This window comes from Sporomusaceae bacterium, assembly GCA_031460455.1.
GTDB lineage: Bacteria > Bacillota > Negativicutes > Sporomusales > UBA7701 > Anaeroselena.
The window spans coordinates 473,129-498,432 of sequence record JAVKTQ010000001.1 but is presented as its reverse complement, the minus strand read 5'-3'; the positions used below and the strand labels follow the sequence as shown (position 1 = coordinate 498,432).

At 61.9% G+C, this 25,304-nt stretch carries 28 protein-coding genes and 1 pseudogene; 24 read left to right on the top strand and 5 right to left on the bottom strand.

Annotated elements, in window-relative coordinates; genetic code table 11:
- Nucleotides 1-48 precede the first annotated feature (48 nt).
- Nucleotides 49-906: a methyl-accepting chemotaxis protein gene (locus RIN56_02675; protein MDR7865690.1), complete on the top strand. Its 858-nt coding sequence runs from the start codon at nt 49-51 to the stop codon at nt 904-906.
- A gap of 71 nt (nt 907-977) precedes the next feature.
- Here the strand turns inward: RIN56_02675 and RIN56_02670 are convergent, their stop codons facing one another.
- Nucleotides 978-1,172, bottom strand: coding sequence for a hypothetical protein (locus RIN56_02670; GenBank protein ID MDR7865689.1), 195 nt, complete (start codon nt 1,170-1,172; stop codon nt 978-980).
- Between the two features lie 378 nt (nt 1,173-1,550).
- Here RIN56_02670 and RIN56_02665 point away from each other — a divergent pair, with 378 nt between their 5' ends.
- The 3 genes from RIN56_02665 to nhaC are packed head-to-tail and all read left to right on the top strand — an operon-like array spanning nt 1,551 to nt 4,920.
- Entirely contained in the window at nt 1,551-3,239 is a 1,689-nt protein-coding gene (locus RIN56_02665) for a fumarate reductase/succinate dehydrogenase flavoprotein subunit (protein ID MDR7865688.1), read from the top strand.
- A gap of 21 nt (nt 3,240-3,260) precedes the next feature.
- A complete protein-coding gene (locus RIN56_02660) occupies nt 3,261-3,461 on the top strand; it encodes a ferredoxin family protein (protein MDR7865687.1) in 201 nt (66 codons plus the stop codon).
- Between the two features lie 37 nt (nt 3,462-3,498).
- Nucleotides 3,499-4,920, top strand: coding sequence for a Na+/H+ antiporter NhaC (gene nhaC / locus RIN56_02655; GenBank protein MDR7865686.1), 1,422 nt, complete (start codon nt 3,499-3,501; stop codon nt 4,918-4,920).
- Between the two features lie 5 nt (nt 4,921-4,925).
- Here nhaC and RIN56_02650 read toward each other — a convergent pair whose 3' ends face one another.
- Nucleotides 4,926-5,615 carry a Crp/Fnr family transcriptional regulator gene (locus RIN56_02650; protein ID MDR7865685.1) on the bottom strand — a complete coding sequence of 230 codons (690 nt, stop codon included), beginning with the start codon at nt 5,613-5,615 and terminating at the stop codon, nt 4,926-4,928.
- Nucleotides 5,616-5,809: 194 nt separating this feature from the next.
- On the opposite strand from RIN56_02650, the gene RIN56_02645 reads away from it, so the two are divergent.
- The 12 genes from RIN56_02645 (at nt 5,810) to RIN56_02590 (ending at nt 13,455) form a co-directional block, all read left to right on the top strand.
- Nucleotides 5,810-6,115 (top strand): DUF5665 domain-containing protein, encoded by a 306-nt coding sequence (locus RIN56_02645; protein ID MDR7865684.1) that lies wholly within the window; start codon nt 5,810-5,812, stop codon nt 6,113-6,115.
- A gap of 20 nt (nt 6,116-6,135) precedes the next feature.
- Nucleotides 6,136-6,666 (top strand): nitroreductase family protein, encoded by a 531-nt coding sequence (locus RIN56_02640; GenBank protein MDR7865683.1) that lies wholly within the window; start codon nt 6,136-6,138, stop codon nt 6,664-6,666.
- A gap of 11 nt (nt 6,667-6,677) precedes the next feature.
- A complete protein-coding gene (locus RIN56_02635; protein MDR7865682.1) occupies nt 6,678-7,355 on the top strand; it encodes a TraR/DksA C4-type zinc finger protein in 678 nt (225 codons plus the stop codon).
- A 106-nt stretch (nt 7,356-7,461) separates the two neighbouring features.
- A complete protein-coding gene (locus RIN56_02630; GenBank protein ID MDR7865681.1) occupies nt 7,462-7,689 on the top strand; it encodes a hypothetical protein in 228 nt (75 codons plus the stop codon).
- Between the two features lie 115 nt (nt 7,690-7,804).
- Nucleotides 7,805-8,506, top strand: coding sequence for a TVP38/TMEM64 family protein (locus RIN56_02625; protein MDR7865680.1), 702 nt, complete (start codon nt 7,805-7,807; stop codon nt 8,504-8,506).
- An 81-nt stretch (nt 8,507-8,587) separates the two neighbouring features.
- Complete coding sequence (locus tag RIN56_02620) at nt 8,588-8,755, top strand: 4Fe-4S binding protein (GenBank protein ID MDR7865679.1); 168 nt, start codon at nt 8,588-8,590, stop codon at nt 8,753-8,755.
- Between the two features lie 98 nt (nt 8,756-8,853).
- Entirely contained in the window at nt 8,854-9,234 is a 381-nt protein-coding gene (locus tag RIN56_02615; protein MDR7865678.1) for a methylglyoxal synthase, read from the top strand.
- 13 nt (nt 9,235-9,247) lie between these two features.
- Entirely contained in the window at nt 9,248-9,724 is a 477-nt protein-coding gene (lspA, locus tag RIN56_02610) for a signal peptidase II (GenBank protein ID MDR7865677.1), read from the top strand.
- Entirely contained in the window at nt 9,693-10,625 is a 933-nt protein-coding gene (locus RIN56_02605; GenBank protein MDR7865676.1) for an RluA family pseudouridine synthase, read from the top strand. The genes lspA and RIN56_02605 overlap by 32 nt, the downstream gene beginning before the upstream one ends.
- A 15-nt stretch (nt 10,626-10,640) precedes the next feature.
- Nucleotides 10,641-11,192 (top strand): bifunctional pyr operon transcriptional regulator/uracil phosphoribosyltransferase PyrR, encoded by a 552-nt coding sequence (gene pyrR / locus RIN56_02600; GenBank protein MDR7865675.1) that lies wholly within the window; start codon nt 10,641-10,643, stop codon nt 11,190-11,192.
- Nucleotides 11,193-11,382: 190 nt separating this feature from the next.
- Nucleotides 11,383-12,132, top strand: coding sequence for a class I SAM-dependent methyltransferase (locus RIN56_02595; protein ID MDR7865674.1), 750 nt, complete (start codon nt 11,383-11,385; stop codon nt 12,130-12,132).
- Between the two features lie 102 nt (nt 12,133-12,234).
- Nucleotides 12,235-13,455 carry an NADH:flavin oxidoreductase gene (locus tag RIN56_02590; protein ID MDR7865673.1) on the top strand — a complete coding sequence of 407 codons (1,221 nt, stop codon included), beginning with the start codon at nt 12,235-12,237 and terminating at the stop codon, nt 13,453-13,455.
- A gap of 79 nt (nt 13,456-13,534) precedes the next feature.
- Here RIN56_02590 and RIN56_02585 read toward each other — a convergent pair.
- Together RIN56_02585 and RIN56_02580 are read right to left on the bottom strand one after the other, a co-directional pair.
- A pseudogene (locus RIN56_02585) lies at nt 13,535-13,732 on the bottom strand ((2Fe-2S)-binding protein).
- A gap of 65 nt (nt 13,733-13,797) precedes the next feature.
- Complete coding sequence (locus RIN56_02580; GenBank protein ID MDR7865672.1) at nt 13,798-15,552, bottom strand: NFACT RNA binding domain-containing protein; 1,755 nt, start codon at nt 15,550-15,552, stop codon at nt 13,798-13,800.
- Between the two features lie 249 nt (nt 15,553-15,801).
- Here RIN56_02580 and RIN56_02575 point away from each other — a divergent pair, with 249 nt between their 5' ends.
- The 3 genes from RIN56_02575 (at nt 15,802) to RIN56_02565 (ending at nt 20,847) form a co-directional block, all read left to right on the top strand.
- On the top strand, nt 15,802-18,549 hold the full coding sequence (locus RIN56_02575; protein ID MDR7865671.1) for a cation-translocating P-type ATPase: 2,748 nt from the start codon (nt 15,802-15,804) through the stop codon (nt 18,547-18,549).
- Nucleotides 18,550-18,589: 40 nt separating this feature from the next.
- Nucleotides 18,590-19,438: a diaminopimelate epimerase gene (gene dapF, locus RIN56_02570; protein MDR7865670.1), complete on the top strand. Its 849-nt coding sequence runs from the start codon at nt 18,590-18,592 to the stop codon at nt 19,436-19,438.
- Nucleotides 19,439-19,611: 173 nt separating this feature from the next.
- Nucleotides 19,612-20,847, top strand: coding sequence for an LL-diaminopimelate aminotransferase (locus RIN56_02565; GenBank protein ID MDR7865669.1), 1,236 nt, complete (start codon nt 19,612-19,614; stop codon nt 20,845-20,847).
- Between the two features lie 237 nt (nt 20,848-21,084).
- Here RIN56_02565 and RIN56_02560 read toward each other — a convergent pair whose 3' ends face one another.
- Nucleotides 21,085-22,149 carry an HD-GYP domain-containing protein gene (locus tag RIN56_02560; GenBank protein MDR7865668.1) on the bottom strand — a complete coding sequence of 355 codons (1,065 nt, stop codon included), beginning with the start codon at nt 22,147-22,149 and terminating at the stop codon, nt 21,085-21,087.
- Nucleotides 22,150-22,390: 241 nt separating this feature from the next.
- Between RIN56_02560 and RIN56_02555 the strand changes: the two genes are divergently transcribed.
- The 5 genes from RIN56_02555 (at nt 22,391) to rpoZ (ending at nt 25,304) form a co-directional block, all read left to right on the top strand.
- Entirely contained in the window at nt 22,391-22,975 is a 585-nt protein-coding gene (locus RIN56_02555; GenBank protein ID MDR7865667.1) for a hypothetical protein, read from the top strand.
- A gap of 228 nt (nt 22,976-23,203) precedes the next feature.
- Complete coding sequence (locus tag RIN56_02550) at nt 23,204-24,100, top strand: YicC/YloC family endoribonuclease (GenBank protein ID MDR7865666.1); 897 nt, start codon at nt 23,204-23,206, stop codon at nt 24,098-24,100.
- 68 nt (nt 24,101-24,168) lie between these two features.
- Nucleotides 24,169-24,435, top strand: coding sequence for a DUF370 domain-containing protein (locus RIN56_02545; protein ID MDR7865665.1), 267 nt, complete (start codon nt 24,169-24,171; stop codon nt 24,433-24,435).
- A gap of 24 nt (nt 24,436-24,459) precedes the next feature.
- The gene (gene gmk, locus RIN56_02540) at nt 24,460-25,080 is read left to right on the top strand and encodes a guanylate kinase (GenBank protein ID MDR7865664.1); all 621 of its coding nucleotides are present in this window, start codon (nt 24,460-24,462) and stop codon (nt 25,078-25,080) included.
- Nucleotides 25,081-25,097: 17 nt separating this feature from the next.
- On the top strand, nt 25,098-25,304 hold the full coding sequence (rpoZ, locus tag RIN56_02535) for a DNA-directed RNA polymerase subunit omega (protein ID MDR7865663.1): 207 nt from the start codon (nt 25,098-25,100) through the stop codon (nt 25,302-25,304).

Below are 25,304 nucleotides of genomic sequence, written 5' to 3'. Positions count from 1 at the left end.
AATTAATACCGAATTATGTCGAATATTACGTGTGTACGGGAGGCTAATATGGCAAAAGAGTATACGGCTGAAGAAGTGCTGGAGGCATTCAAGATAGTGGCTCCATATCTGGACGATGCAACCCCGCTGAGCCTGGGAGTGTCGGTGGTGAAGGATGGTATCATTACCGCGTACTCCGCAGGAGGGGGCCTCGACCTCAAGTATAATGCCGGCGAGACGATGAAGGGCAAGGTGTCCGCCGAGGCGATGGAAAAAAGGCGACGGATCGTCCGCCTGGTCCCGCAGGAGAAGTCGCCGCACGCGGTGGCCTACGTGGTCTGCGCGCTGCCGATCATGGACGGGGACAGGACGGCCGGGGTCGTGACGACGACCGGGACGGTGGAAGGTTATCTGCGGCTGACGGGGGGAGCGGCGACGCTGTCCCAGTCTTCGGAGACGATGAACGCCAACCTTGAGGAATTGGCGGCGAAGTCGAGCGAGCTTTCGACGGCCAGCAAGAAGCTGGAGGAGCTGAGCAGCGAGCTGCTGAAGTTCACGAAGGAGACAGACGAGATCGTGAGCTTTATCCGCAACGTGGCCGACCAGACGAATCTGCTGGGCCTCAACGCGGCGATCGAGGCGGCGCGGGTCGGCGAGATGGGCCGGGGCTTCGGGGTGGTGGCCGAGGAGGTGCGGAAGCTGGCCGGCGTGAGCGCCGAGTCGGTGAAGAGCATTACGGCGTCGCTGAAAAGGATCCAGACCGGTGTGAGCAACCTCGGGGGCATGGTGAACGATATCGATGCCAATATCGTCGATCAGGCGGCTTCGGTGCAGGAGATCGCGAAGGAGAGCGAGCAGCTGATCACTCTCGCCCGTGATCTGCAGGAAGCGTCTACGACGATGTACCAGTTCACGGAAGATAAATAGTAGCGCAAAGGAAAAACCGGGGCGGAGGCCCCGGTTTTTTGTATGGCTGTGCGGTGTTGGTGCGGGCGGAATCAGTAGCCGGGCGGGTAGTAGCAGGTATGGAGGTTGGCGAGGATTTCGTCTTTGTCGGGGAGGGTTACGACATAGCCGGGGACTGCGGGAGATTTTTGCCCGGTGATTACGGCGTCGGGTTCGGTGATGAAGTGGATGTCGGGCATGATGCCGGCACCTCCTTTATGAGGGTTGTAGGATTTTAGTATGTCCATGCTAGTCGTAAAAAAACGAATTTTTGCAACTAAGGTAAAAATGTAGCGGTTCTTGGGCGGGGAGGCCTGTTAGATAAGGGGTTGGCGGGGGAGGTATCGGGAAGGGCGGGGGTAAAAAGGGCAATACGAGGAGGCGGGGCGGGGGAGGAATTAGGGTGGCAGAGATGGGACGTAATGGGGAAATATGGGTATTGTGGGGGCGGGTTTTTAATAGGCAGCAGGTTTGATTGCTTAAAAACGGTATTATGCCGATAAAAAAGCCCGGCGGGAGAATAACACTCTGTGTAAAAAAATCACCGTCGGGAGGTGAGAATGTAAATGGGACTACAGACTTGGCGGGATTGTTGGTATATTGTGGTGGACAAGGAGGGAGATGCCGTGAAGATTACCCGTAAAGAGGATTTGCAGGTCGATTTGCTGATTATCGGCGGCGGGACCGCCGGCCCGATGGCGGCGCTGAAGGCGAAAAAAAAGAACCCCGCCCTGTCGGTGCTGATCGTCGATAAGGCGACGGTTCGCCGCGGCGGTTCGATCTGCCGGGGGATGGATGCGTTCAATAACGTTACCGTTCCTGGCGTGGCGACGGTGCAGGAGTATGTCGATTCGATCGACATGATGAGCGATGGGATCGCCGACCCTAATATCAGCAGGGTTGTGGCAGAGAAGAGTTTTGCCATTCTCCGCGAATTGGAGGAATGGGGGGTGGCGACATTCCCCCGCGACGAGAACGGGCATTATATGGTACAGAAGTTTCACCCGAAAGGCGCTTTTCTGGCGGAGATGCGCGGCGATATTAAGCCGGCGATGGCGAAGCTGCTGGAAGAGCACGGAGTCAAGGTGCTGAACCGGACAATGGCCACCCGCCTGTTTGCGGCCGACGGCCGGGTGACGGGGGCGGCGCTGTTCAATATCCGCAGCGGCGTTTTCCAGGTGTGCACCGCGAAGGCGGTTATTCTCTGCACCGGCGGGCAGGGGCGGTTCGGCCTGCCGGATTCGGGCTATTTGTTCGGCACGTTCGACTGCCCGTACAACGCCGGCGAGGGGTATGCGATGGTGTACCATGCCGGCGGGGAGCTGGCGAATATGGAGTATAACGATGTTTCGCCGATGCTGAAGGATTATGAGGGCCCCGGTCATTCGACCTTTATCCGTCACGGAGGCTATCTGGTGAATTCGCTCGGCGAGCGGTTCATGACGAAGTATTCGCCCGAGTTCCTTGAACGGGCCCCTTCGGGGGTGCGCGAGCAGGCGATGCGCACCGAGCTTAAGGAGGGGCGCGGGCCGATTTATTACGATCTCCGCCACCTGCCGGCAGAGACGGTCGAACTGATCAAGGAGGGGATCTTCGCCGCCGAGCGCCCGACGGAGAAGGAGTTTTTCGCTCTCAAGGGTATCGATATCGGCCGCGACCTTATAGAGTTGACGTTATCCGGCCCGAATATGTGCGGCGGGCACGGGCCGACGGGGGCGCTGGTGGGCGTGAACGCGGAGACGGCGGTGCGCAATCTTTATGCCGCCGGCGACGTGGCTTCGACCGGATGGGGGTTCGTTGGCGCGGCGTGGGTGTTCGGCACGGTGGCCGCCGAGGATGCGGCCGGACGGATGGGCGACCTGGCGTTCCAAGCCCCGGACAAGGAAGAGGTGGCGCGCGAACTGGCGCGGCTGGTGGCGCCGCTCGACCGCGAGGACGGCTATGACCCCGAGGAGATGGAGTTCAAGGTCAGGCGGATGATTAAGCCGCACCTGACGTCGCCGAAGAGCGAGGCCAGGCTTACGGCGGCGCTGGGCGCCGTGGCGCGGTTCCGGGAGGATATGGGCAGGGTGAGGGCCCGCGATTACCACGAGGTGATGAAGTTCGTGGAGGTCGAGGCGATCATCGACACGCTTGAGATGGCCGTGAGCGCGTCGCTGGCCCGCAGGGAGAGCCGCTGGGGCTACGGCCATTACCGGCTCGACTATCCCGAGAAGGATCCGGCCTGGGAAAAAAAATATGCCGTGGTGGCGAAGGATGCGGCAACCGGCCGGATGGCCGTTTCTGCCAGGCCGGTGCCGGCTCACCGGGAATAATGGCGCGAGAGGAGTGGTATTGTGGGTGTAAAGGTTGACAAGGATAGGTGCACCGGTTGCGGGCGGTGCGCCGAGGAGTGCCCGGGCGACGTTATCCATATGGACCCGCAAAAAAAGCGCCCTTACAACAAGTATAAGAACGACTGCTGGTACTGCGGCGTGTGTGAGCTGGAATGCCCCGTCGGCGCCGCGAAAATGGAGTTTCCCTGCCTGATTGTGTAGTGCTCCTATATTATTATTTGCGTGAGGAGGACCGTGGATGAACAGCGTTGCTAAAAAACCTTCGCTAGGGCTGGCCGGTTTGTCGTTCGTAATCCCGGTGGCGGTTATTCTCTACGGGACGGCGGTGCTGAAGGTCGGCGCGATCCTGCCGCTGGTGCTGGCGACGGCTATCGCCTGCTGCTTCGGGGCGGCGTTCGGCTATTCGTGGGATGAGATGCAGACGGGGATGTTCGAGGCCATCGCCAGGGTGCTGGTGGCGATTCTCATCCTGGTCGCGGTGGGGATGCTGATCGGCGCCTGGATACTGGCCGGGACGATTCCGACGATTATTTACTGGGGCCTTACGCTTATTTCTCCGAGCAGCTTCCTGATGACGTCGTTCCTGCTGTGCGTGATCGCGTCGACGGCCACCGGCACGTCGTTCGGGACGATAGGCACGGTGGGGGTGGCGCTGGTGGGCGTGGGCCAGGCGCTCGGCTATCCGCTGCCGATGGTGGTGGGCTCGATCGTGGCTGGCGCGTATTTCGGCGATAAGATGTCCCCGGTGTCGGATTCGACGAATATAACGGCGTCGGTGTGCGAGGTGGAGCTTTTCCCCCATATCGCGTCGATGATGTGGACGACGGTCCCGGCAGCCGTGGTTTCGGCAATTATTTATCTTGTGATGGGCATGCAGCACGCCGGCGCGGGGACGGAAGGCAATATTCCGGTGATTCTGCAGGCGATCGCCGGCAAGTTCAATCTGTCGCTGTGGACGCTGCTGCCGCCGGCGGTGCTGATGGTGCTGGCTTACCGGCGCATGCCGGCTGTGCCGCTGCTGTTCTTCTGCGTAGCCGTGGGCCTGGTGACGGCGTGGGCGCTGCAGGGGAGCTCGGTGAAGGAGATGATCCAGGCGGTGATGGCGGGCTATAAGGCAAACACCGGCGTGAAGCAGGTGGATGTGCTTTTGAGCCGCGGCGGGCTGAACAGCATCATGGGCACGCTGGTGCTACTGATCAGCGGGGTGGCCTTCGGGGGCGTGCTGGAGAAGATCCGTACCCTGGAGGCGCTGATCGAGGCCGCCACCAGTTGGGCGACCAACACGGGCCGTTTAGTGGTTGCGGTGCTGGCGGCCGGCTATATCATGCTGCTGGGGACGGGCAGCCAGATGGTGGCGGTGATCATCCCCGGCCGGGCGTTCGTGCCGGTGTTCCGGGAGAAGAACGTCAGCCTCAGGGTGCTGTCACGGACGTGCGAGGACGGCGGCACGATCGGCTGTCCGCTGGTTCCCTGGAGCGTGCACGCGTTTTATATTCTGGCGGTTCTCGGCGTGAGCGCGTACGAGTTCGCCCCGTATGCCCTGCTGAACTGGATCGTGCCGGTGTTTTCGATCCTGCTGGCTTATACCGGCATCGGTATCTGGCGCTCCGACGGCAGCCCGGTCCGCGGGCCGGAGAAGACGATGGCGGACGGCAAGTAGGGGGATTATTCTCCCGCCGCCAGCGCCTGGAGTTTTTCAACGCTTTTAACGACAATATGATGGTTTTTGATGTCGAGGATACCGTCGAGCTTCAGCGCCCGTATCGACTGGTTTACGGTTACGCGGTGAAGGCCGAGAACGGCGGCGATATCCTCTTGCGTTATGGGCAGGGAGTCACTCCCTGCTTTTTGTTTTGTCTGGTACAGAAGGTAGATGAGTTTGGCGACTCTGATGACCGGTTTGCAAAACAGGGAGTCTTCGATTTGGCAGGAGAGGATGTGGACTTTACGGGTTAGGGTGGTGATGACTGACAAGGCAATGTTGGGGTTGCGGGTGAACAGGCAGTTCAGGGTTTCGCGGGAAAACAGGTATACTTCGCAGTCGGTGACTGCCTGGAAGAGATAGGCGCACGGCTTGCGGTTGAAGAGGGGCGTTTCGCCGAACACGCTGCCGGCGGCCAGGAACCAGAGTGTTTTCTGCTGCCCGTCGCTACGTACGGCCAGGGTTTTTAGCTCGCCGCTCCGTAAATAATAGAGGTGCTCGAGTATCTGGCCGGACTGGATGACAAATTCGTTTTTGCGGTAGGTCCGCCTGATAGCCAGCGCCAGGACGTCCTCCCAGGGGGAGGGGGCGGCGGCTTTGATCCAAGGCAGGGAGAGGATGGCGAATTCGGAGGAAGTGTCACCTGCAGGCACGGTCGTTCCTTCTCTCATGATTTTTGATCGGGTGTAGATATACTTGATATTTCGGTGGAAAGGGCGTTGTTCCTTTAGCTGGGAAAAGTGAATTTGCCGGCCGTCAAGCTGACGCGCCGGCACGGGCGGACGCGGTATGCGGGCCTTATTTTTTGAGGCGGCATGGGGATACTACGCAATATGGAGGTATGCCGATGGCGCAGGATGCTGGCAAGGCGGACGTGATCGCCGCCCAACTGGAGCGGCTGGCGATGTATCTGGAGAAGATGAATGTGGCCGGGTATGTGGAGCTGATGCAGCGTCCGGCGCGGTTGCTGTTTTTGAATTTTGCGGCCGGGCTGGCGCGGGGGCTGGGGATCGCGATCGGGGCAACGCTGATTTTCGCGTTGATGCTGGAGCTGATGCGCCGGGTCATTCTTTTGAATATTCCCGGCATCGGCGAATTTGTGGCCGAGATTATGAGGATTGTGGAGACGACGAACGGCAAGGGCAATTTTTAGGGTTTGGGGAGGAATCTATCATGACAAAGGATGTTTTCGATGCGATGCGCGAGGCCCATTCGGTGAGGCAGTTCACGACGGTGCCGGTGCCGGAGCCTACGCTGACGCGGCTTTTGGAGGCGGCCTGCTGGGCGCCGAGCGCCGGGAATCTGCAGCCGTGGTATTTTTATGTGGTGCAGAACGCCGAGCTGAAGCGGCGGCTGGCGGAGGCGTGCCACGGGCAGCACCAGGTGGCGGAGGCGCCGACGGTGGTGGTGGTGATGGCCGACCCGGCGCGGGCGAACGAGCGCTACGGCGAGCGGGGCGCGCAGCTTTATTGCCTGCAGGATACGGCGGCGGCGACGCAGAATATGCTGCTGGCGGCGACGGGGCTGGGGATCGCGTCGTGCTGGGTGGGGGCGTTCGACGAGCGCCGGGTTCAGGAACTGGTGGAGGCGCCGCCGCGACTGAGGGCGGTGGCGATCGTGTGTCTGGGTTACAGCAACGAGGAGAATGACGATGAGGCGAAAGAGCGCCTGCGGGTGGCTGATGTGACGAAGATTTTGCACTAGGGGGGATTGGCTTGGACCGGCAGATGCGGGCGCATTTCCGCGAGGATCTGGAGGATACGAAGGAGCGGCTGTTGGCGACGGTTTCCCGCCTGGAGGAGACGGGCCTTGGCGATACGATGAGCGATTCCCTGGGCGAGCTGTCGATGTACGATAACCACCCCGCGGATGTGGGCGACGCGATGTTCGAGCGCGGCAAGGATGTGGCGCTCAGGGACAACGCCCATGTGCTGCTGGAGGAGGTGGAGGCGGCGCTGGATAAGATGGCGCGGGGCACGTACGGGGTGTGCGAGCATTGCGGCCGGGAGATAGACGAGGAGCGGCTGGAGGCGCTGCCGTGGGCGACGCACTGTATCGCCTGCCAACGGCGGGATGAGGTGGCCGACCCCACGCCCCGGCCGCTGGAGGAGGAGAGCCTGGCGCCGCCTTTCCACCGCACGTTTTTGGATTCGGCGCGGTTCGATTTCGTGGGTTTCGACGGCGAGGACGCGCTGCAGGCGGCGCTGAAGTACGGGAGCTCGGATACGCCGCAGGATATCCCCGGGTCGTACGATTATAAGGCGCTGTGGCCGAACAGCAACGAGCATCAGGGGATCGTCGACCGGGCGGACGCTATTCCGAGCGCGGTGGCAGGCACGCGCGGCCGGAAGAACGCGGCGGCGGCCCGCAAGGAGGAAGAGGAGACCGAGTAAGGCGCTCGGTTTCTTTTTCTTCCGGATTTCTTGCCGCGTTCCGGCAGGATTTTGCCGCGACGGCGGATAAACTATCTTAGAATATCCGGACAAAGGAGACAACAGTGTGAACATTGTTTTGCGGAATTTTATTATCAGTATTACGACGGTGATTATCGGCGGGCTGGCGCTGTGGTCGAGCGAGCAGGGCGGCGATGGGGTCAATATCCCGTATCTGTTGCTGGCCGGCTTCGCGGTCGGCTGCCTGGCGCTGTTTATGACTAGTTGGATCAAGAGGCGCAGTATGCCGAAGGACGAGAAGGGGCCGACGGGCAAGAAGGGGCGCGGCAAGTAACGCGGCACATAGCGGCGCGGTGTTTGGCGAATGCTAGATTAGTTGCCTGCCGTGGCACGCATCGGCGGCCGGCGACTAATATATAGCGGAAGGCGAAGCGGGAGGGCGGCTCTTTATGGCCGAACCGACGTGCAGAAGCTTGTATTTGATGAAGGGATCGGTTTTGGCCGGCGCCGTGGCGGCGTATTTTTTCGTGCCCGGGGTGCGGGAGTTCGTGGCGACGGGTGTCGGCTTCCTCCACCACCGCGATTTCGAGGGGCTGCGGCTGTTTATCCTGGCGTACGGGGTGTGGGCGCCGGTGACGTCGATCGCGCTGATGACGGTGCAGTCGATGGTGCCGTTGGTGCCTGGCCTGGCAATCACGATAACGAACGCCTGGATTTTCGGCTGGGAGCACGGAGCGCTGTATTCGTGGATAGGGGCGCTGGCCGGCGCGGTCCTGGATTTCGGCATCGCCCGCTGGTATGGGCGGCCGGTGGTGGAGAAGTTCGTGCGGCCGAAGTATCTCGATATGACGGACCAGTTTTTCAAGCGGCACGGGGTGCTGGCGGTGTTCGTCACGAGGCTGACGCCGGTTATCCCGTTCAAGGTGATAAGCTACGGGGCGGGGCTGACGGCGATAACGCTTCGCCAGTATGTGCTGGCAACAGGCATCGGCCAGACGCCGGCGATCGTGCTGTATTCGTTCCTGGGCCAGCACCTGACCCGCGGTATCCGTTGGGCGATCGTGGGCACGACGCTGCTGATTGCCGCGAGTTTGCTTGTTTACTATTACCGTAACGAGATCGAGCAGCGACTTTTTTCCCATAAGGAATGATTTGTATTTGTCCTTGTTTTTTTTCCATTCATTTGGTGGTATAATAAATTTTAGCAATGTTTCAGGAGGTGAAAAGTACTCATGTATGTAATCAGCAGCGAGTGCATCAAGTGCGGCGCATGCGCGGCAACCTGCCCGGTAGGCGCGATTACCGAGGGAGACGCCCAATACGTCATCGGCGACCAGTGTGTTGATTGCGGCTCTTGCGCGGCGGTCTGCCCGGTGGGGGCCATCAGCCCTGGCCAGTAATAAGGGTCGTGTTGGAAGCGTAGCTTGGGCTACGCTTCTTTACGTTACGGCAAAAATTGAGTATTATGGATATGTCAGGGAAATATATATAGGGGTTAATGATGAAAAGAACGATTGCACTGATAGCGCATGACCGCAAAAAAGAGGAGATGCTCGCCTTCGTGGCCGCGTACCGCGAGGTGCTGGCCTGCTGCCAGCTGATCGCGACGGCGACGACCGGCGGCTTGGTGGCCAGGGAGACGGGGCTGGAGGTTAAGGCGTATCTGTCCGGCCCGCTGGGCGGCGATTTGCAGATCGGGGCGCTGATCGCCTGCCAGGCGGTCGACGCGGTGATTTTCCTCCGCGACCCGCTTACGGCCCAGCCGCATGAGCCGGATATAACCGCGCTGCTGAGGGTGTGCGATGTGCATAATGTGCCGGTGGCAACGAACGAGGCGTCGGCGGCCCTGCTGCTGAAGGCCATTGATATGGTAGGATAGGAGAATATAACGCGTGCCGATCGTGATACTGGCCCTGGCGGTGATCGCTCTCGATCAGGTGTCCAAGGCTTATTTGCAGGCCAATATGGCGCCGGGTGCGTCTGTGCCGGTGATTCCCGGTGTTTTTCACATTACATATGTCTTGAACCCCGGAGCGGCGTTCGGCATTCTCGAGCACCAACGGTGGTTTTTCGTGGCGGTGGCTTTACTGCTTGTGGCGGTGATCGTGTATTTGTATCCCCGCATCCCGGCGGGCTACGGGCTGCTGCGGCTCGGTATCGCCCTGCAGACGGGCGGTGCGGCGGGCAACGCCATCGACCGCCTGAAGACGGGTTATGTGGTGGATTTCTTCGATTTTCGCGTGTGGCCGGTGTTCAATGTGGCCGATATGGCGATCGTGGGCGGGGTGGCGTTGATTGTGTATTCGCTTTTGTTCCCGCCCGGAAAAAGGAAGGCTGATGACATTGACGGGGGAGACGCGCCTGTTTGAGGCGGGTGAAGCCGATAAGGGGGAGCGCCTGGATGTGTTTTTGGCCCGTCAGGCGCCGGAGCTGTCGCGGTCCCGCATTCAGAAGCTGATCGCCGACGGACGCGTGGCGGTGCAGGGCCGGCCGGCCAAGGCCAATCACAAGGTGCAGCCGGGCGAGGCGGTGGCGCTGACGGTGCCGGCTCCCGAGCCTGTGGCTGTGGAGGCCGAGGCCATCCCGCTCGACGTGGTGTACGAGGACGCCGAGGTGGTGGTGGTGAACAAGCAACGGGGGATGGTGGTCCATCCGGCGGCCGGAAACTGGCGGGGAACGCTGGTGAACGCTCTGTTGGCCCGCTGCGACGATTTGTCGGGGGTGGGCGGCGAGGTGCGGCCGGGAATCGTCCACCGCCTTGATAAGGATACTTCGGGGGTGATGGTGGCGGCGAAGAGCGACCGCGCTCACGCCAGCCTCGCCCGGCAGATAAAGGACCGGACGGCCGGACGGAAGTATCTGGCGTTGGTCCACGGCAACGTGAAGGCGGACGAGGGGCTGATCGACGCGCCGATAGGCCGCCACCGGACCGACCGCAAGAAGATGGCGGTGGACGCCGAGCGCGGCCGGGAGGCACGGACGCGGTTCACGGTGCTGGAGAGGTTCGCGGGGTATACGCTGGTGGCGTGCAAGCTGGAGACGGGGCGGACCCACCAGATAAGGGTGCATATGGCGTATATCGGCCATCCGGTGGTGGGCGACCCGAAGTACGGACCGAAGGGCTCGCCTTTCCCGATCGACGGGCAGGCGCTGCATGCGGCCGAGCTGACTTTCCGCCACCCGGTGAGCGGGGCGGAGATGGTGTTTACGGCGCCGCTACCGATGGATATGGAAGGGATTCTGGCGAAGCTTCGCAGGATGCGCGGCTAGAACGGGGGGAGAATAATGGTCAAGCTTATCGACAAGACCGTCCTGATGGACGCCCAGGGCATCAGCCGGGCGCTGATCCGCATCGCCCACGAGATCATCGAGAAGAACAAGGGCAGCAAGGACCTGACGCTGGTGGGCATCAGGACGCGCGGCGTGCCGCTGGCCCAGCGGCTGGCGGTGGAGATCGAGAAGATCGAGGGTGTGAAGCTGCCGGTGGGGCTCTTAGATATCACGCTGTACCGCGACGACCTGTCGACGCTCGGTTATCAGCCGATCGTGCACGAGACGCAGATCCCCTTCGATATCAACGATAAGAAGGTCGTGCTGGTGGACGATGTGCTGTATACGGGGCGGACGGTGCGGGCGGCTTTAGGGGCGCTGACGGATATCGGCCGGCCGCAGTACATCCAGTTGGCGGTGCTGGTGGACCGGGGCCACCGCGAGCTGCCTATCCGCGCCGATTTCGTGGGCAAAAACGTGCCGACGTCGCGCAAGGAGATCGTGGCGGTGCAGCTGAGCGATACTGATAAGGCGGAACAGGTTGTACTTCAAGAGATAGCTGAGTAACAAAGCGGCCGTCAAGAATGCCGCAGATGGGGCATATTGAAAGGTCGCGAATAAGGAGTGTTTGGATGTTGATGCTGGAGTCGGTGGCAAAGGGTAACCGCACGCTTTAAGTCGCGGGATTCCTTGGCGCCGCTTAAGCGGAATCGGGTTCTCCGCGACTAAGAAAAAATTAGTCAAGGAGATGTCAGAATTGGATAAAGTAGAAATTTTACAAGATATGTTCACCGGTATGCCGCGCGGCGGGCCGGGGTCGAACGCTTCGACGCGCAGGGCTTACGGGCTGTTGACCGGGGCGCCGGCGGCGCCGCGCATCCTGGATGTGGGCTGCGGCCCGGGGATGCAGACGCTGGAGCTGGCGCGACTGTCGGGCGGCATGGTGACGGGGCTGGATAACCACCAGCCGTTCCTGGACGCGCTGGCGGCCGGGGCGAAAGCCGACGGGCTGCAGGATAAGGTGCGGACGGTGCACGGGTCGATGGACGCGCTACCGTTCGGGCCGGAAGAGTTCGACGTCATCTGGGCCGAGGGGTCGCTGTTCATCATGGGGTTCGAGCGGGCGCTGCCCTACCTGAAAGGCTTCTTGAAGCCCGGCGGGTATCTGGCGGCCTCCGATCTCACCTGGCTGCGGGACGGCCCGCCGGCGGAGCTGAGCCGTTTCTTTGCGAAGCTCGGCGCCGTGGTCATGGACACGGCCGCTACTTTGGCGCTGTTCGCCGCCGCCGGGTACGGGATGGTGGGTCACTTCGCCCTGCCGGCGTCCGATTGGCGGGACGATTTCTACACCCCGATGGAGCAGCGTCTGCCGCTGCTGCGCGCAAGGTATCGGGGCAACCCGGAGGCGCTGGCCGCGGTGGATGAGATGCAGGTCGAGATCGAAATGCACAGGAAGTATGGCGATTATTACGGCTATGTGTTTTACGTAGCCCGCAAAGGCCGATGATAATACCAGTTACGGGGAACCCCGGCGCAGCGAGCGCCGGGGCTCTTTCTTTATGCCGTGGGGTTGACGGTGGAAGCTGTTTCCAGTACGATGTTGTCGTGAATGATACGAAGGAAGGGATCGACAGCGATGGCGACGGTTTTCGAGGCGACGACGCTGGCGGGGATGCGGCCGGCGAACAGGATAATCCGGTCGGCGACCCATGAGGGGCTGGGCGACCGGGAGGATTTCCCGGCGCGGCTGGCGGAGCGGTATATCAGGCTGGCGGAAGGCGGCGCGGGGGCGATCATCACCGGCTACGCGGGGGTGAGCCGGGACGGCCGGGCGTGGCCGAATATGCTGATGATCGACGACGATAGCTATGTGGCCGCTTACCGCCAGGTGACGGACGCTGTTAAGCCGCACGGGGCGCCGCTCATTATGCAGCTTGCCCACGGCGGGGGGCGGACGGAGCCGGCGGTGACCGGTGAGGAGGCCAAGGCGCCGTCGCGGCATCGCTATAAAGGCTCGGGCACGACGGCGCGGGAGCTGACGGAGGGCGAGATCGAGAGGATAATTGACGCGTTCGCGCAGGGGATAGTCCGCGCCTGGAAGAGCGGTTTCGACGGGGCGCAGCTGCACGCGGCCCACGGGTATCTGCTGTCGCAGTTCCTGTCGCCGGCGCTCAATAGGCGGCGCGACCGCTGGGGCGGGTCGACGGGGAACAGGTTCCGGGTCGTACGGGAGATTATCGGCCGGGCGCGGGCGACGGTGGGCGATTTTCCGCTGCTGGTCAAGCTGAGCGCGTACGATTATGACGACGGCGGGATGCGGCTGGAGGAGGCGGTGCGCCTGGCGCAAATGTGCCGGGAGGCGTCGTTCGACGCGATCGAGGTGTCGTGCGGCAACGACAACTGGTTTTGCGTGGTTAGGTCGCCGAAGGTGCCGGTGGAAGCGATAGTGGAGCTGTCGCCGGCCTTCCGGGGGGCGTCGTGGCTGAAGAAGAAAATCGCGGGGCTGCTCATCCCGCGGCTGTTCGCGACATATGACGAGCAGGAGAATTACAACGTGGCCGCGGCGGCGGCGATCAAGGCGGCGGTGGATATCCCGGTGATCGTGGTCGGCGGCGTGCGGCGGCTGGCGGCGGTCGAGGGTATTGTCGCCGCCGGGCAGGCCGATTATGTGTCAATGTGCCGGCCGTTCGTGATTCAGCCGGATATCGTGGCCCGGCTGCGCGATGGCCGTCAGGAGGGGTCGCGGTGCATCAACTGCAACTATTGCCTGATCGGCGTGGGGGCCAACCCGCTGAAGTGCTATTACGGCCGTCTGCCGGGGCAGGGGTAGATAAAACCAAATAAAAAAACGGCTTTGATTTCTGAGGGATAAATCTCAAAAATCCAAGGCCGTTTTTTTTTGCCGGGGGCTATCTCATTTGTAAGGCTTTGGCAATCACCGATTGCACATCAGGATAACATCAGCGACCAGAGGGGTTTTTGACGCGGCATTGGTTGCCGGTATTGGCTCCCGTATGTCGCTGAATATCCTCGATAGTGCTACAGCATTTCATATCGGCTACATGGTTAATAATTTCTTCTTCAGATACATTCCGGCAATAACAGATAATGCGCATTTTTCCTTCCTCCGCACCATAATGGGGTGGCAGTTGCCGTCAACAGAACCTGCTGGCTAACGTCTGTTGCTTATGAGCATTTTTTGCACGGTTTCTTCGTCGGGAGTGACGTAGACGGTTTTCTGGTGGTCGTAGATGACGAAGCCGGGTTTGGCGCCGGCCGGTTTTTTGACGTGGCGGCGACGGGTGTAGTCGACGGGGACGGTGGCCGAGGCGCGGGCCTTGGAAAAGTAGGCGGCGAGCATGGCGGCGGCGGCAAGGGCTTCGGGGGCGGGCTCGCGGCCGGCGCTTTTTAAGATGACGTGGGAGCCGGGGATGTCCTTGGTGTGCAGCCAGATATCGTCGGGACCGGCGTGCTTGAAGGTGACGAGGTCGTTCTGGCGGTTGTTGCGGCCGATGAGGATAGGCGCGCCGTCCGGGGCGGCGGCGGACAGGGGGGCGGCGGGCGGCGCGGGGCGGCGCTTGCTTTTTTCTTTTATATAGCCGGCCTGGACGAGTTCCTGGCGGACTTCGTTGATGTCGTCGAGGACGGCGGCCTGGTCGAGGGCGACAGCGACGCTGTCGAGGTAGGCGAGTTCGGCGCGGCATTCGGCGAGCTGGGCGGCAAGGCTTTGCTGGGCCCGTTTGGCTTTGTTGTATTTGATGTAGTGGCGCTTGGCGTTGGCGACCGGGCTGAGGAGGGGGTCGAGGGCGATGGCGAGGGGGGCGGCGTTGTCGTCGTAGAGGTTGGGGAGTGTGACCTGGGCGGCTCCGGCCGGGATGGCGTGAAGGTTGGCCATGAGGAGGTCGCCGTTTACGCGGTACTTGTCGGCTTCGTCGGCGGCGGCGAGCTCGGCGGCGAGGATGGCTTCCTTGCGGGCGAGGCGGGCCGTTTCCTGGACGAGCAGCTTCTGGAGGACGGTTTTTTCGGGGTTGTCAGGCTGGCCCTGGAAGTTGGCGGCGTATTCGACGGCGGCGGTCATGGCCGGAAAGGGGCGCAGGTCGCCGGGGAGGTGTTCGGGGCGAAAAGCGGCGAGGGCGAGGAGTTTGCCGCCGTCGGCGCTGAGGGCGACGGTGGGTGTGGGTTCGCCGGCCGCGATGGGGGCGGCGATGGTGGCGACGGCTTCAGCGAGGGCGCCGGCGTCGGCGTCGTCGAGGGCGGCGACGGGGTGGTCGGCGGGGAGGCCGGCCCGCCAGGCGATTTCTCTGGCGGCTATGGGACCGACGCCTTCGGCGGCGGCGACGATGGCTTTGGCGAGGGCGAGGGGGGCGTGGTCATGGCGAAGGGCGGCGACAAAGGCGTCCGGGGCGGTGGCAAGGAGGTCGGCGCGCGGTTGGCCGGGGGGCGGGGTGTAGGGGCGGCCGGGGAGGACCTGGCGGACGCGGCTGATGCCGGCGCCGATACGGCGGATGGCGTCTAAAACAAGGCCGTCCTGGACGAGGATGATGTTGCTGTGTTTGCCCATTATTTCGAGGATGAGCTGTTTGGTGACGATGAGGCCGCGCTCGCCGCGGGTGTCGACGGCGAAGGTGACGACGCGGTCGAGGCCGTGCTGGGTGACTGAGGCGATGCGGCCGTCTTCGAGGTGTTTTCTTAGCAGCATGCAGAAGGCGGGCGGCACGGCCGGGTTTTCGGGCAGGGCGGCCGGCAGCCAGGCGGCGGCGCTGTCGGGGCTGGCGGACAGAAGGAGGGCGACGTTTTCGCCCGGCTGGCGCAGCCAGATGCCGAGACGGAATTTGTCGGGCTGGGATATCTTGTCGATGCGGGCGCCGGCGAGCCGCTTGTCGAGTTCGGCCACCAGCGGCCGCAATGAAAGGCCGTCGATGTTCATGGGAACCTCCGCTTGCCAGGTTTTCTCAATACAGTATAGCATCGCCCGCCGCGCAGGGTCAAATGAGGCATAGCAGCTCTTTTTTTGGAATATCATGGATTGAGAACGGCCGTTCAGAAGGCCTCAGATGCTAGGAAGACCGAGGACGCGCTGCGCCGCGTACTTAGGGCGTACGCAAGCAAGCGCCCGCAGGGCTGACGACGCAGATGGGGCCTTATCAACGGCCGCCACGTACAAGGGGTGAAGACTATGGAGATGTGGCATGCGAGAACGTCGGACGATGCTCTCACGTACTGGCGCACCGACCGCAGCGAGGGGCTGACGAACGCCGAGGCGGCGGAAAGGCTGAAGCTGTTCGGCTATAACGAGGTGGCTGAAAAGGAGCGGCCGGCCTGGTGGCGGCGTTTTCTGGCCCAGTTCCAGGATTTCATGGTGCTGGTGCTGATGGCGGCGACGCTGATTTCCGGGTTGCTGGGCGAGTATGCCGACGCGGTGACGATTCTGGCGATTGTGGTGCTTAACGCGGTGCTGGGTTTTATCCAGGAGCACCGGGCGGAACGGTCGATGTCGGCTTTGAAGAAGCTGACGGCGCCGACGGCCCGCGTCGTCCGCCACGGCGCTGTGCAGCATGTGCCGGCCCGCGAGCTTGTGCCGGGCGATATCCTGCTGCTGGAGCCGGGGGATGTGGTGGCGGCCGACGGCCGGTTGGCGGAGACGGCCAATCTGGAGGCTGAGGAGTCGGCGCTGACGGGCGAGTCGCTGCCGGTGCGCAAGCTGGCCGACAGGGTGTATGACGAGGGTGTGACGGTGGGCGACCGCAAGAATATGGTGTACGCGGGCACGGTGGTGACCCGCGGCCGGGGCGCGGCGATTGTGTGCGGCACGGGGATGAATACCGAGGTGGGGCATATCGCCAAACTCATTCAGGCGGCGACGGAGGACGATACGCCGCTGCAGCGGCGTTTGGATAACCTGGGGCGGTGGCTTGTGTGGGGCTGCCTGGGAGTGTGCCTGGTGGTGGTGGCGACGGGGGTGGCGAGGGGCGAGCCGCTGCTGCTGATGTGCATGACGGGGATCAGCCTGGCGGTGGCGGCCATACCCGAGGGGCTGCCGGCGATCGTGACGGTGGCTCTGGCGCTCGGGGTGCAGCGGATGATCCGCCGGAACGCGATTGTGAGGAAGCTGCCGGCGGTGGAGACGCTGGGCTGCACGACGGTGATCTGCTCGGATAAGACGGGGACGCTGACTCAGAACGCGATGACGGTAAGAAGGGTGTACTGCGGCGGCCAAACGTACGAGGTGAGCGGGGTCGGCTTTGAAATCAAGGGCGAATTTTTGCTCGACAAGCAGGAATTTGATGCCAAAAAGGATAAATGTCTAATGCAATGCCTGGCGGTCGGCGCTCTGTGCAATAACAGCGTGCTGAAGCAGGGCAGCGTCGGCATAACCGGCCTGTGGCGCAAGAAGGGCGCCCGCGGCTGGTCGGTGGAGGGCGACCCCACCGAGGGGGCGCTGGTGGTGGCTGCGGCCAAGGCGGGCCTCTGGCGGGCCGACGTCGAGAAACGGGAGCGCCGTCTGGCGGAGATCCCCTTCGAGGCGGAACGGCGCCGGATGGCGGTGGCCTATGGCGGCCCGGCAGGCGCTGTGCTGTATGTGAAGGGCGCTCCAGACACTGTACTTGAGCTGTGCCGCTATTATTTCGACGGGAATGTCGAGCAGCCGCTGACGCCCGAGCTGACCGTCCGCATCGCGGCCGCCAACGAGGCGATGACGAACGGGGCTTTAAGGGTGCTGGCGATGGCGTACCGCCGCCTGAGCCCGGCCGAGGCGGCGAATGTGACCGAGGAGGCGGAGCGGGAGCTGGTTTTCACCGGCCTGGCGGGGATGATCGATCCGCCGCGCCCGGAGGTGAAGGAGGCTATCGCCCTTTGCCGGCAGGCCGGCATCGGGACGGTGATGATTACCGGCGACCACCGCAATACGGCGGTGGCGATCGCCCGCGAGCTGAAGATGTTCCGCGACGGCACATCGCGGGCGCTGACGGGGGCGGAGGTCGACGCGCTCGGCGAGCGCGAGCTGGCGGCGGCGGCGGCCGTGACGACGGTGTACGCGCGGGTGTCGCCGGCCCACAAGCTGCGGATCGTGAAGGCGCTGAAGAATGTCGGGCATATCGTGGCCATGACGGGCGACGGGGTGAACGACGCCCCGGCGGTGAAGGAAGCCGATATCGGCGTGGCCATGGGGATGTCGGGCACGGATGTGACCCGCGAGGCGTCGTCGATGACGCTGGCTGACGACAATTTCGCCACGATCGTGGCAGCGGTTGAGGAAGGCCGGGGTATCTACGACAATATCAGGAAGTTTATCCGTTATCTGCTGGCGTGCAATATCGGCGAGGTGCTGACGATGTTCCTGGCCGCGCTGGCGGGGCTGCCGCTGCCGCTGCTGCCGCTGCAGATACTGTGGGTTAACCTGGTGACCGACGGGCTGCCGGCGATGGCGCTGGGGGTGGATCCCAAGGCGCCGGATACGATGCACCGGCCGCCGCGCAATCCGGCGGAGAGCGTTTTCTCCCGCGGGCTGGCCAGGAAGATCGTCTTCCGCGGCATTCAGATCGGGCTGACGACGCTGCTGGTGTTCGCGGGTGTGTATCTGGCGCAGGGCGACCTGGCGCTGGCGCGGACGATGGCGTTTGCGACGCTGGTGTTCTGTCAGCTCTTCCATGTGTACGACTGCCGGTCGGAGATTCTGACGATTTTCGAACTCGGCCTGTTTACGAACAAGTATCTCCTGATGGCGACCGCCTGTTCGGCGCTCATGCAGGTGGCGGTCATCCACCTGCCGCCGCTGGGCGCGGTTTTCGGGACGGTGCCGCTGGGGCTGACGGAATGGGCGGTCGTGCTGGTCGTGTCCGGTTGGACGGCGATGGTCGGCGGCTTGCGGCATCTGCTTTTAAGGCGGCGTCCGCCGGTACGTTCGGCTTATAGCCGGGTATAATACAGGTAAGAGCAATAATCGTTTCTGACGGAGGGATATTATGCAGTTTTCAAAGTGGCATGGCGCTGGCAACGATTTCGTTATCGTGAACGGGTTCAAGGAGAAGGTGGCGGGGCTGGATCTGGCCGCCGCCGGCCGCCTGGTGTGCGACCGCCATTTCGGCGTGGGCGCCGACGGCCTGGTGTTCGTGCTGCCGTCGGACAGCGCCGATTTCCGGATGCAAATCATCAATTCGGACGGCAGCGAGGCGGAGATGTGCGGCAACGCGACCCGCTGCGTGGCCCGCTATGTTTATGAGCAGGGTCTGACCGACAAGACGAAGGTGACGCTGGAGACGCTGGCCGGGCCGATCAGGCCGGAGCTGGTGTTTACGGACGGCAAGGTGAGCGGCGTGCGGGTGGATATGGGCAAGCCGCGCTTCAAGCGGGGCGAGATCCCGATGAGCGGTCCCGCGGACGAGAAGGCGGTGAATGTGCCGGTGACGGTCGACGGCCGCACGTATTACGGCATCGGCGTGAATATGGGCAACCCCCATTTCGTGATTTTCCTCGACGAGGATGTGCGGAAGGTCGAGCTGCCGGTGACAGGGCCGAAGATCGAGACGGACGCGCTTTTCCCGCGCAAGACGAATGTGGAGTTCGCCAATGTGCTCAGCCGCGGCGAGCTTAGGATGCGGGTGTGGGAGCGGGGCGCGGGCGTGACGCTGGCCTGCGGCACGGGGACGTGCGCGACGGTGGTGGCGGGGGCCTTGAGCGGCCGGTGCGACCGCACGGCGCTGGTGCATTTGGACGGCGGCGATCTGACGATCGAGTGGGCCGAGGACGACAGGGTGTTTATGACGGGGCCGGCGGTGGAGGTATTCCGCGGCCAGTTTTTGCTCAGAATATGAGGGAAGGTGCCTAGAAAGTCCATCTGCGGCGTTACGGCTACGAGCGCTTGCTAGCGTACGTCCGAGTACGCGGCGCGGCGCGTTCTCGCCGTGCCTTGCATCTGGAGCTTTCTAGACACCTTCGCATTGTTCAAAAATGTTATTACATCAGAAGGTTATAGGGGGGAATTACAATGGCTTTGATTAACGAGAATTATCTGAAGCTGCCGGGCAGCTACCTGTTCGCGGAGATCGCCCGGCGCGTGACCGCTTTTAAGGCCGCCAATCCAGAGGCCAACATCATCCGCCTGGGGATCGGCGATGTGACGCGGCCGCTGCCGCCCGCCGTTGTCGCGGCGATGCACGCGGCGGTGGACGAGATGGCGAAGGCGGAGACCTTTCGCGGCTACGGGCCAGAACAGGGTTATTCCTTCCTGATCGAGAAGATCGTCGAGCACGATTACGCCGCCCGCGGCATCAAGCTTGACGCGGACGAGGTGTTCGTGAGCGACGGCGCGAAGAGCGACGTGGGCAACATCCAGGAGATCTTCGGGGTGGAAAACACGGTGGCGATCACCGATCCCGTGTATCCGGTGTACCTAGACACGAACGTGATGGCGGGGCGGACGGGGGCGCTGGGCGGCGACGGCCGGTTCGCCGGCATCGTTTATCTGCCGTGCACGGCAGAGAACAATTTCATGCCCGCTTTGCCTGCCGCCAGGGTGGACATGGTGTACTTGTGCGTGCCCAACAACCCGACGGGCACCGCCTTGTCGAAGACGGAGCTGAAGAAGTGGGTGGACTGGGCGAAGGCCAACAAGGCGGTTATCCTGTACGATTCCGCTTATGAGGCGTACATCCGCGAACCTGAGGTGCCGCACAGCATCTACGAGGTGGAGGGGGCCAAGGACGTGGCGATCGAGATGCGGTCGTTCTCCAAGACGGCCGGCTTCACCGGCACCCGCTGCGCGTATACGGTGGTGCCCAAAACGGTGGTCGGTTACACGAAGGCCGGCGAGGCCCAGCAGCTCAATAAGCTGTGGAACCGGCGGCAGACGACGAAGTTCAACGGGGTGCCGTACATCGTCCAGAAGGGGGCGGAGGCTGTTTATTCCCCGGCCGGCAAGGAGCAGGTGAAGGCGACGATCGATTATTACATGACGAATGCGGCCATCATCCGCGAGGGGCTGAAGAGCGCCGGCCTGGAGGCTTTCGGCGGCGTGAACGCGCCTTATATCTGGCTGAAGACGCCGAACAGCATGGATTCGTGGGCGTTTTTCGACAAACTGCTCGGCGAGGCCAATATCGTCGGCACACCCGGCAGCGGTTTCGGCCCGTCGGGGGCGGGGTATTTCCGCCTGACGGCGTTCGGCAACCGCGAGAATACGGAAGAGGCGATCAGCCGGATCAAGACGCGTCTGAGCCTGTAAGGCCATAAGATATTGAAAGCGGCCCGCACAATGCGGGCCGCTTTTGTGTTAGAAAAACCAAGGTTGTCGAGAAAGCTCCAGATGCAAGGCCCACCGGAAAAGCGCGCCGCGACGCGTACTCGGATGTACGCTAGCAAGCGCTTTGAGGAGCAAGTGCGCAAGTTCTTAGCGCGTAGCGCTTAGAACTACGGCCTGCCCCTTGCGGGTGCGCCGCAGATGGGGCTTTATCGGCAACCTTTATATTTTCGTCGAGAGTATTTGGATTTTCGGGTGGTCGGCGAGGTTGATCTCCTTGGGAGGGGTGTAGGGGCTGCCGTCGGGGTGGGCGATGAGGCGGACGATGGGCCGCTGCGGGGTTTCCTCGGAAACGGCGGCGACGATGCCTGCTTCGCCGGTGTTGAGCATGACGCGCATGCCGGCTATGTAGATGGCGAGCTTGGAGAGGAACAGCTGGCCGAAATCGGCGTCGAATTCGCTGCCCAGGCCGGAATGGATGGTGTCGTAGATGGCGTCGGGGGTCATGGCCCGCCGGTAGGGGCGGTTGACGTTGATGGCTTCGTAGACGTCGGTGATGGCCAGTATGCGGGCGTACGGCAGTATTTCGGAACCATGCAGTTTGCGCGGATAGCCTTCGCCGTTGACGCGTTCGTGGTGCTGCCAGGCCATGTGGGCGACAAGGCTGGAAAGCTCCCACCTTTTGGAGATGATGGCCTTGAAGCCTTGTTCGGCATGGGTTTTTACGGCTTCGTATTCTTCTTCGGTCAGCCGACCGGGTTTGTTGAGGATGGTTTTTTCGACAAACATTTTGCCGACGTCGTGAAGGAGGGCGCCGGAAGCTACTTCTTTGATCTGGGGGATGGAGAAGCCGGCGACGCGGGCGAGGATGGCGGAGTAGATGGAGCAGTTGAGGCTGTGGGCGAGGGTGTTGTCGTCGTGGGTCATTATGCCAGATAGGTGGATTGTGAGGTTTTGCTGCGTGAGCAGGTCTTCGACGATGTCGGAGGCAACGCCGTCGACGGCGTCGGGGGCGAAGGTTTCGCCGCGGGAGATCTGCCTCATGGTGTTGTCGAGGATGGCCAGCGCCCGTTGCTGGGTCTGGACGGAAAGGTATTCGGGGGTCTCGATGTCGGGGTGATCGGAATCTTTGACGAAGATGGTGGCTACACCGAGCGACGCGAGTTTACGGAGGTACTCCTCGGTAAGGACGATATCCGGGGCTAGCAGGATCCTGCCGGCGCCGCTCATGATGTAACGGGCGAGGATCATGCCTGGTCGTGCTTCTGGCAAGGAAATCTGTCGCATGGCAGCCTCCCTTCATGGATCCGGCTTTCTTTTTATCGTACCAAAATTTACATTATCCGACAATGAATTTTCAGTGAAAATAATGATATTAACGGTAGTTATGTGGCAATAAAAATGTGTTATATCGATTGCCGTTGTCTGAGCGGGAGAGGGAATCAAATCAGGCTGTCCGGAGAAAATGGGAAAAATTATCGCGCGGGAGGCATATATATTAGCCGAGAAGTGATGGGAGGTGCCTGTCGTGAGAGTTGTCGCCCTGTGGTTCGCGATTATGCTGCTGCTGACCGGCCCGGTGCTGGCTGTGGCGCCGGTGAACGAGGCAACGATCGCAGCCGCCCAGGATTACGGCCGGAGTAAGGCGGATATGCCGTTGACGCTGTTTTTGCAGCCTTGGACGGCGTACGAGGAGAAGGCGGACAGATTGGACGATACGGCTGAACGGGCCTGCCTTTATACGCCGTTCTTGCTGCTGGCCGCCGATGCCCGCGACCGGACGGCGGCAGGGGATGCGGTGACGGCGGCCGACGCCGGGAAGGTGCTGACCGATTATAACGGCTATGTTATTTTCGGGGTTACGCTGTCCGGCTTGCGGGCCGATTTTGCCGGCAATGTGTCCGCGAATCTCCGCCAGGGCAGGAAGTCGCTGCGGCCGAAGATGGTGCGCGCTCAGGCGGCGGCGACCGAGGCGGCGGGGGGTTACCAGGCGCAGGTGTATTTTTATTTTGCCAGCCGCGGTGTGGCGACTGATAAGGCGGCGAGGCTGACAGTATCGGCCGCCGACGGCCGTCAGAGGGTTTTCATGATCCCGTTTGCCGGTTATCGGTAGAGGGGGAGGGTTTTTTGCGGGGGCTTAGGACGCCCCTTTTTTATTTATGCGCGAAAAAAGGATTTACAGATAGCTAGGGAGAAGTAAAGTTGAAAAAATCGGGTTTTGACGATTTTTTCGCCGTGTATAGGATACAATATGGGGGCTGCGAACCTGGACATGAGGGTGCCAGGCGCAGCGGCGCGGCTGATTAAATGGCCGGTTATCGCAGATAATAGATTCTAAAGGATGGTGCATCGGGTGCTGAAGAGTATGACGGGGTTCGGCCGGGGCGAGTTTATGGACGCCGAACACCGCTTGGTTGTCGAGGTAAAGGCGGTTAATCACCGCTATAACGAGATCGTGATCCGCATGCCGAAGAATCTCGGCTCGCTGGAGGACAAGATCCGCAAGACGGTGGCCGCGACGCTGCAGAGGGGCCGCATCGATGTTTTCGTGACTGTGGACGAGTACGGCGAAAAGAATCGGGGGGTAAGGGTTGACAAAGAATTGGCAATCGCTTACCATAAAGCATTGAAAGAGCTGGGCGAGCTGCTCGGCGCGCCGGCGGGGGAGAGCGCCAATCAGATTTCCCGCTATCCGGACGTGCTGCGGGTGGAAGAGGTTTCGACCGATGTCGAGGGGCTGTGGGCCAAGCTGCAGACTGCCGTTGAGGCGGCTGTGCAGAATCTGATGGCGATGCGCCTGGCGGAGGGAGCGAATATCGAACAGGATATGGCAGCCCGCATCGACGCTATCGCCGCCAATGTCGACGTCGTGGAGGCGCGGGCGCCCCAGGTGCTTGCCGAGTATCGCGAGAAGCTGCTGACCAGGATGCGCGAGGTGCTGGCGGCTGTGGGGGCTGAGCCCGACGAGACTCGGCTGCTGCAGGAGGCGGCCCTGTTCGGCGACCGGATCAGCATCGCCGAGGAGCTGGTAAGGCTGCGGAGCCATCTGCGCCAGTTCAAGGAGACGCTCTCTTCCGGCGAGGCTGTCGGCCGCAAGCTGGATTTCATCGTCCAGGAGATGAACCGGGAGACGAATACGATCGCATCGAAGGCCAACGACTTTACGGTGGCTAATGTGGTGGTCGAAATTAAAAGTGAAATCGAGAAGGTCAGAGAGCAAATCCAGAACATAGAGTAATATAGAGGAAATCGCCGCGATTTCGGCCAATAGAGGCTTATATAAACGACTGGGAGGAATTCAAGGGTATGGATATCAAGCTAATCAACATCGGCTTCGGTAATATTGTCTCAGCCAACCGTATCGTCGCTATCGTCAGTCCCGAATCGGCTCCCATCAAGCGCATCATCCAGGAGGCCCGCGACCGCGGGATGCTGATCGACGCGACGTACGGCCGCCGCACCCGCGCGGTTATCATTTCCGACAGCGATCATGTGGTGCTGTCGGCGGTCCAACCCGAGACGGTGGCCCATCGCCTGGTGAGCAAGGAATCCAGCGACGACGCCGCTGAGTAGAGGGCCGAAGGGAGTAACTTTTCTATGGCGCGGCACGGTATTCTGATCGTCCTGTCCGGTCCGTCCGGAACCGGCAAGGGCACAATTTGCAAAGAGTTGCTTGCCCAGAATAGCAATCTGCATTATTCGATTTCGGCGACGACCCGCCCGGCCCGTCCCGGTGAGGTCAACGGGGTGAATTACTGGTTTATCGCTCCCGATGAGTTCCGTACGATGGTCGAGCAGGATGAGCTGCTGGAGTGGGCCGAGGTTTACGGCAACTGTTACGGCACACCCCGCCGCTGGGTGGCGGATACGCTGCGGAGCGGCCACGACGTCGTTCTGGAGATCGATACCCAGGGTGCGATGCAGATCAAGAGGAAGTTTCCCGAAGGGGTGTTCGTTTTCATTGTTCCCCCGTCGCTTAAGGAGCTGGAGGACCGCATCGTGAAGCGCGGCGCCGACAGCCCGGCGGTGATCGCCAAGCGGCTGGGCTGCGTGCAGGATGAACTTTGTTTCGCCCGTCAGTACGATTATGCGGTGGTGAACGACGAGGTGGCGGCGGCGACGGCCAAGATCGCCGCGATTATCCTCGCTGAGAAGTGCCGCATGGTACGCAACAGCGATTTGATTGAGGCTATCGGCAGCAGAGGCAGCATAGATTAGAGTTGAGGGGGGCTTTTATGATTCATCCGTCTTTGGATACGCTTGTCGATAAGGTTGACAGTAAGTATACGCTGGTGGTGTTTGCCGCCAAGCGGGCCCGGGAGATCATGAACGGCGAGGAGTCGCTGGTGGATTCGCGCTCCAACAAGCCTGTTACGGTGGCCCTGGAGGAGATTGCCCAGGGCAGGATCGTGTACGAGAGGACGAAGTCGGGCATCAAGTAG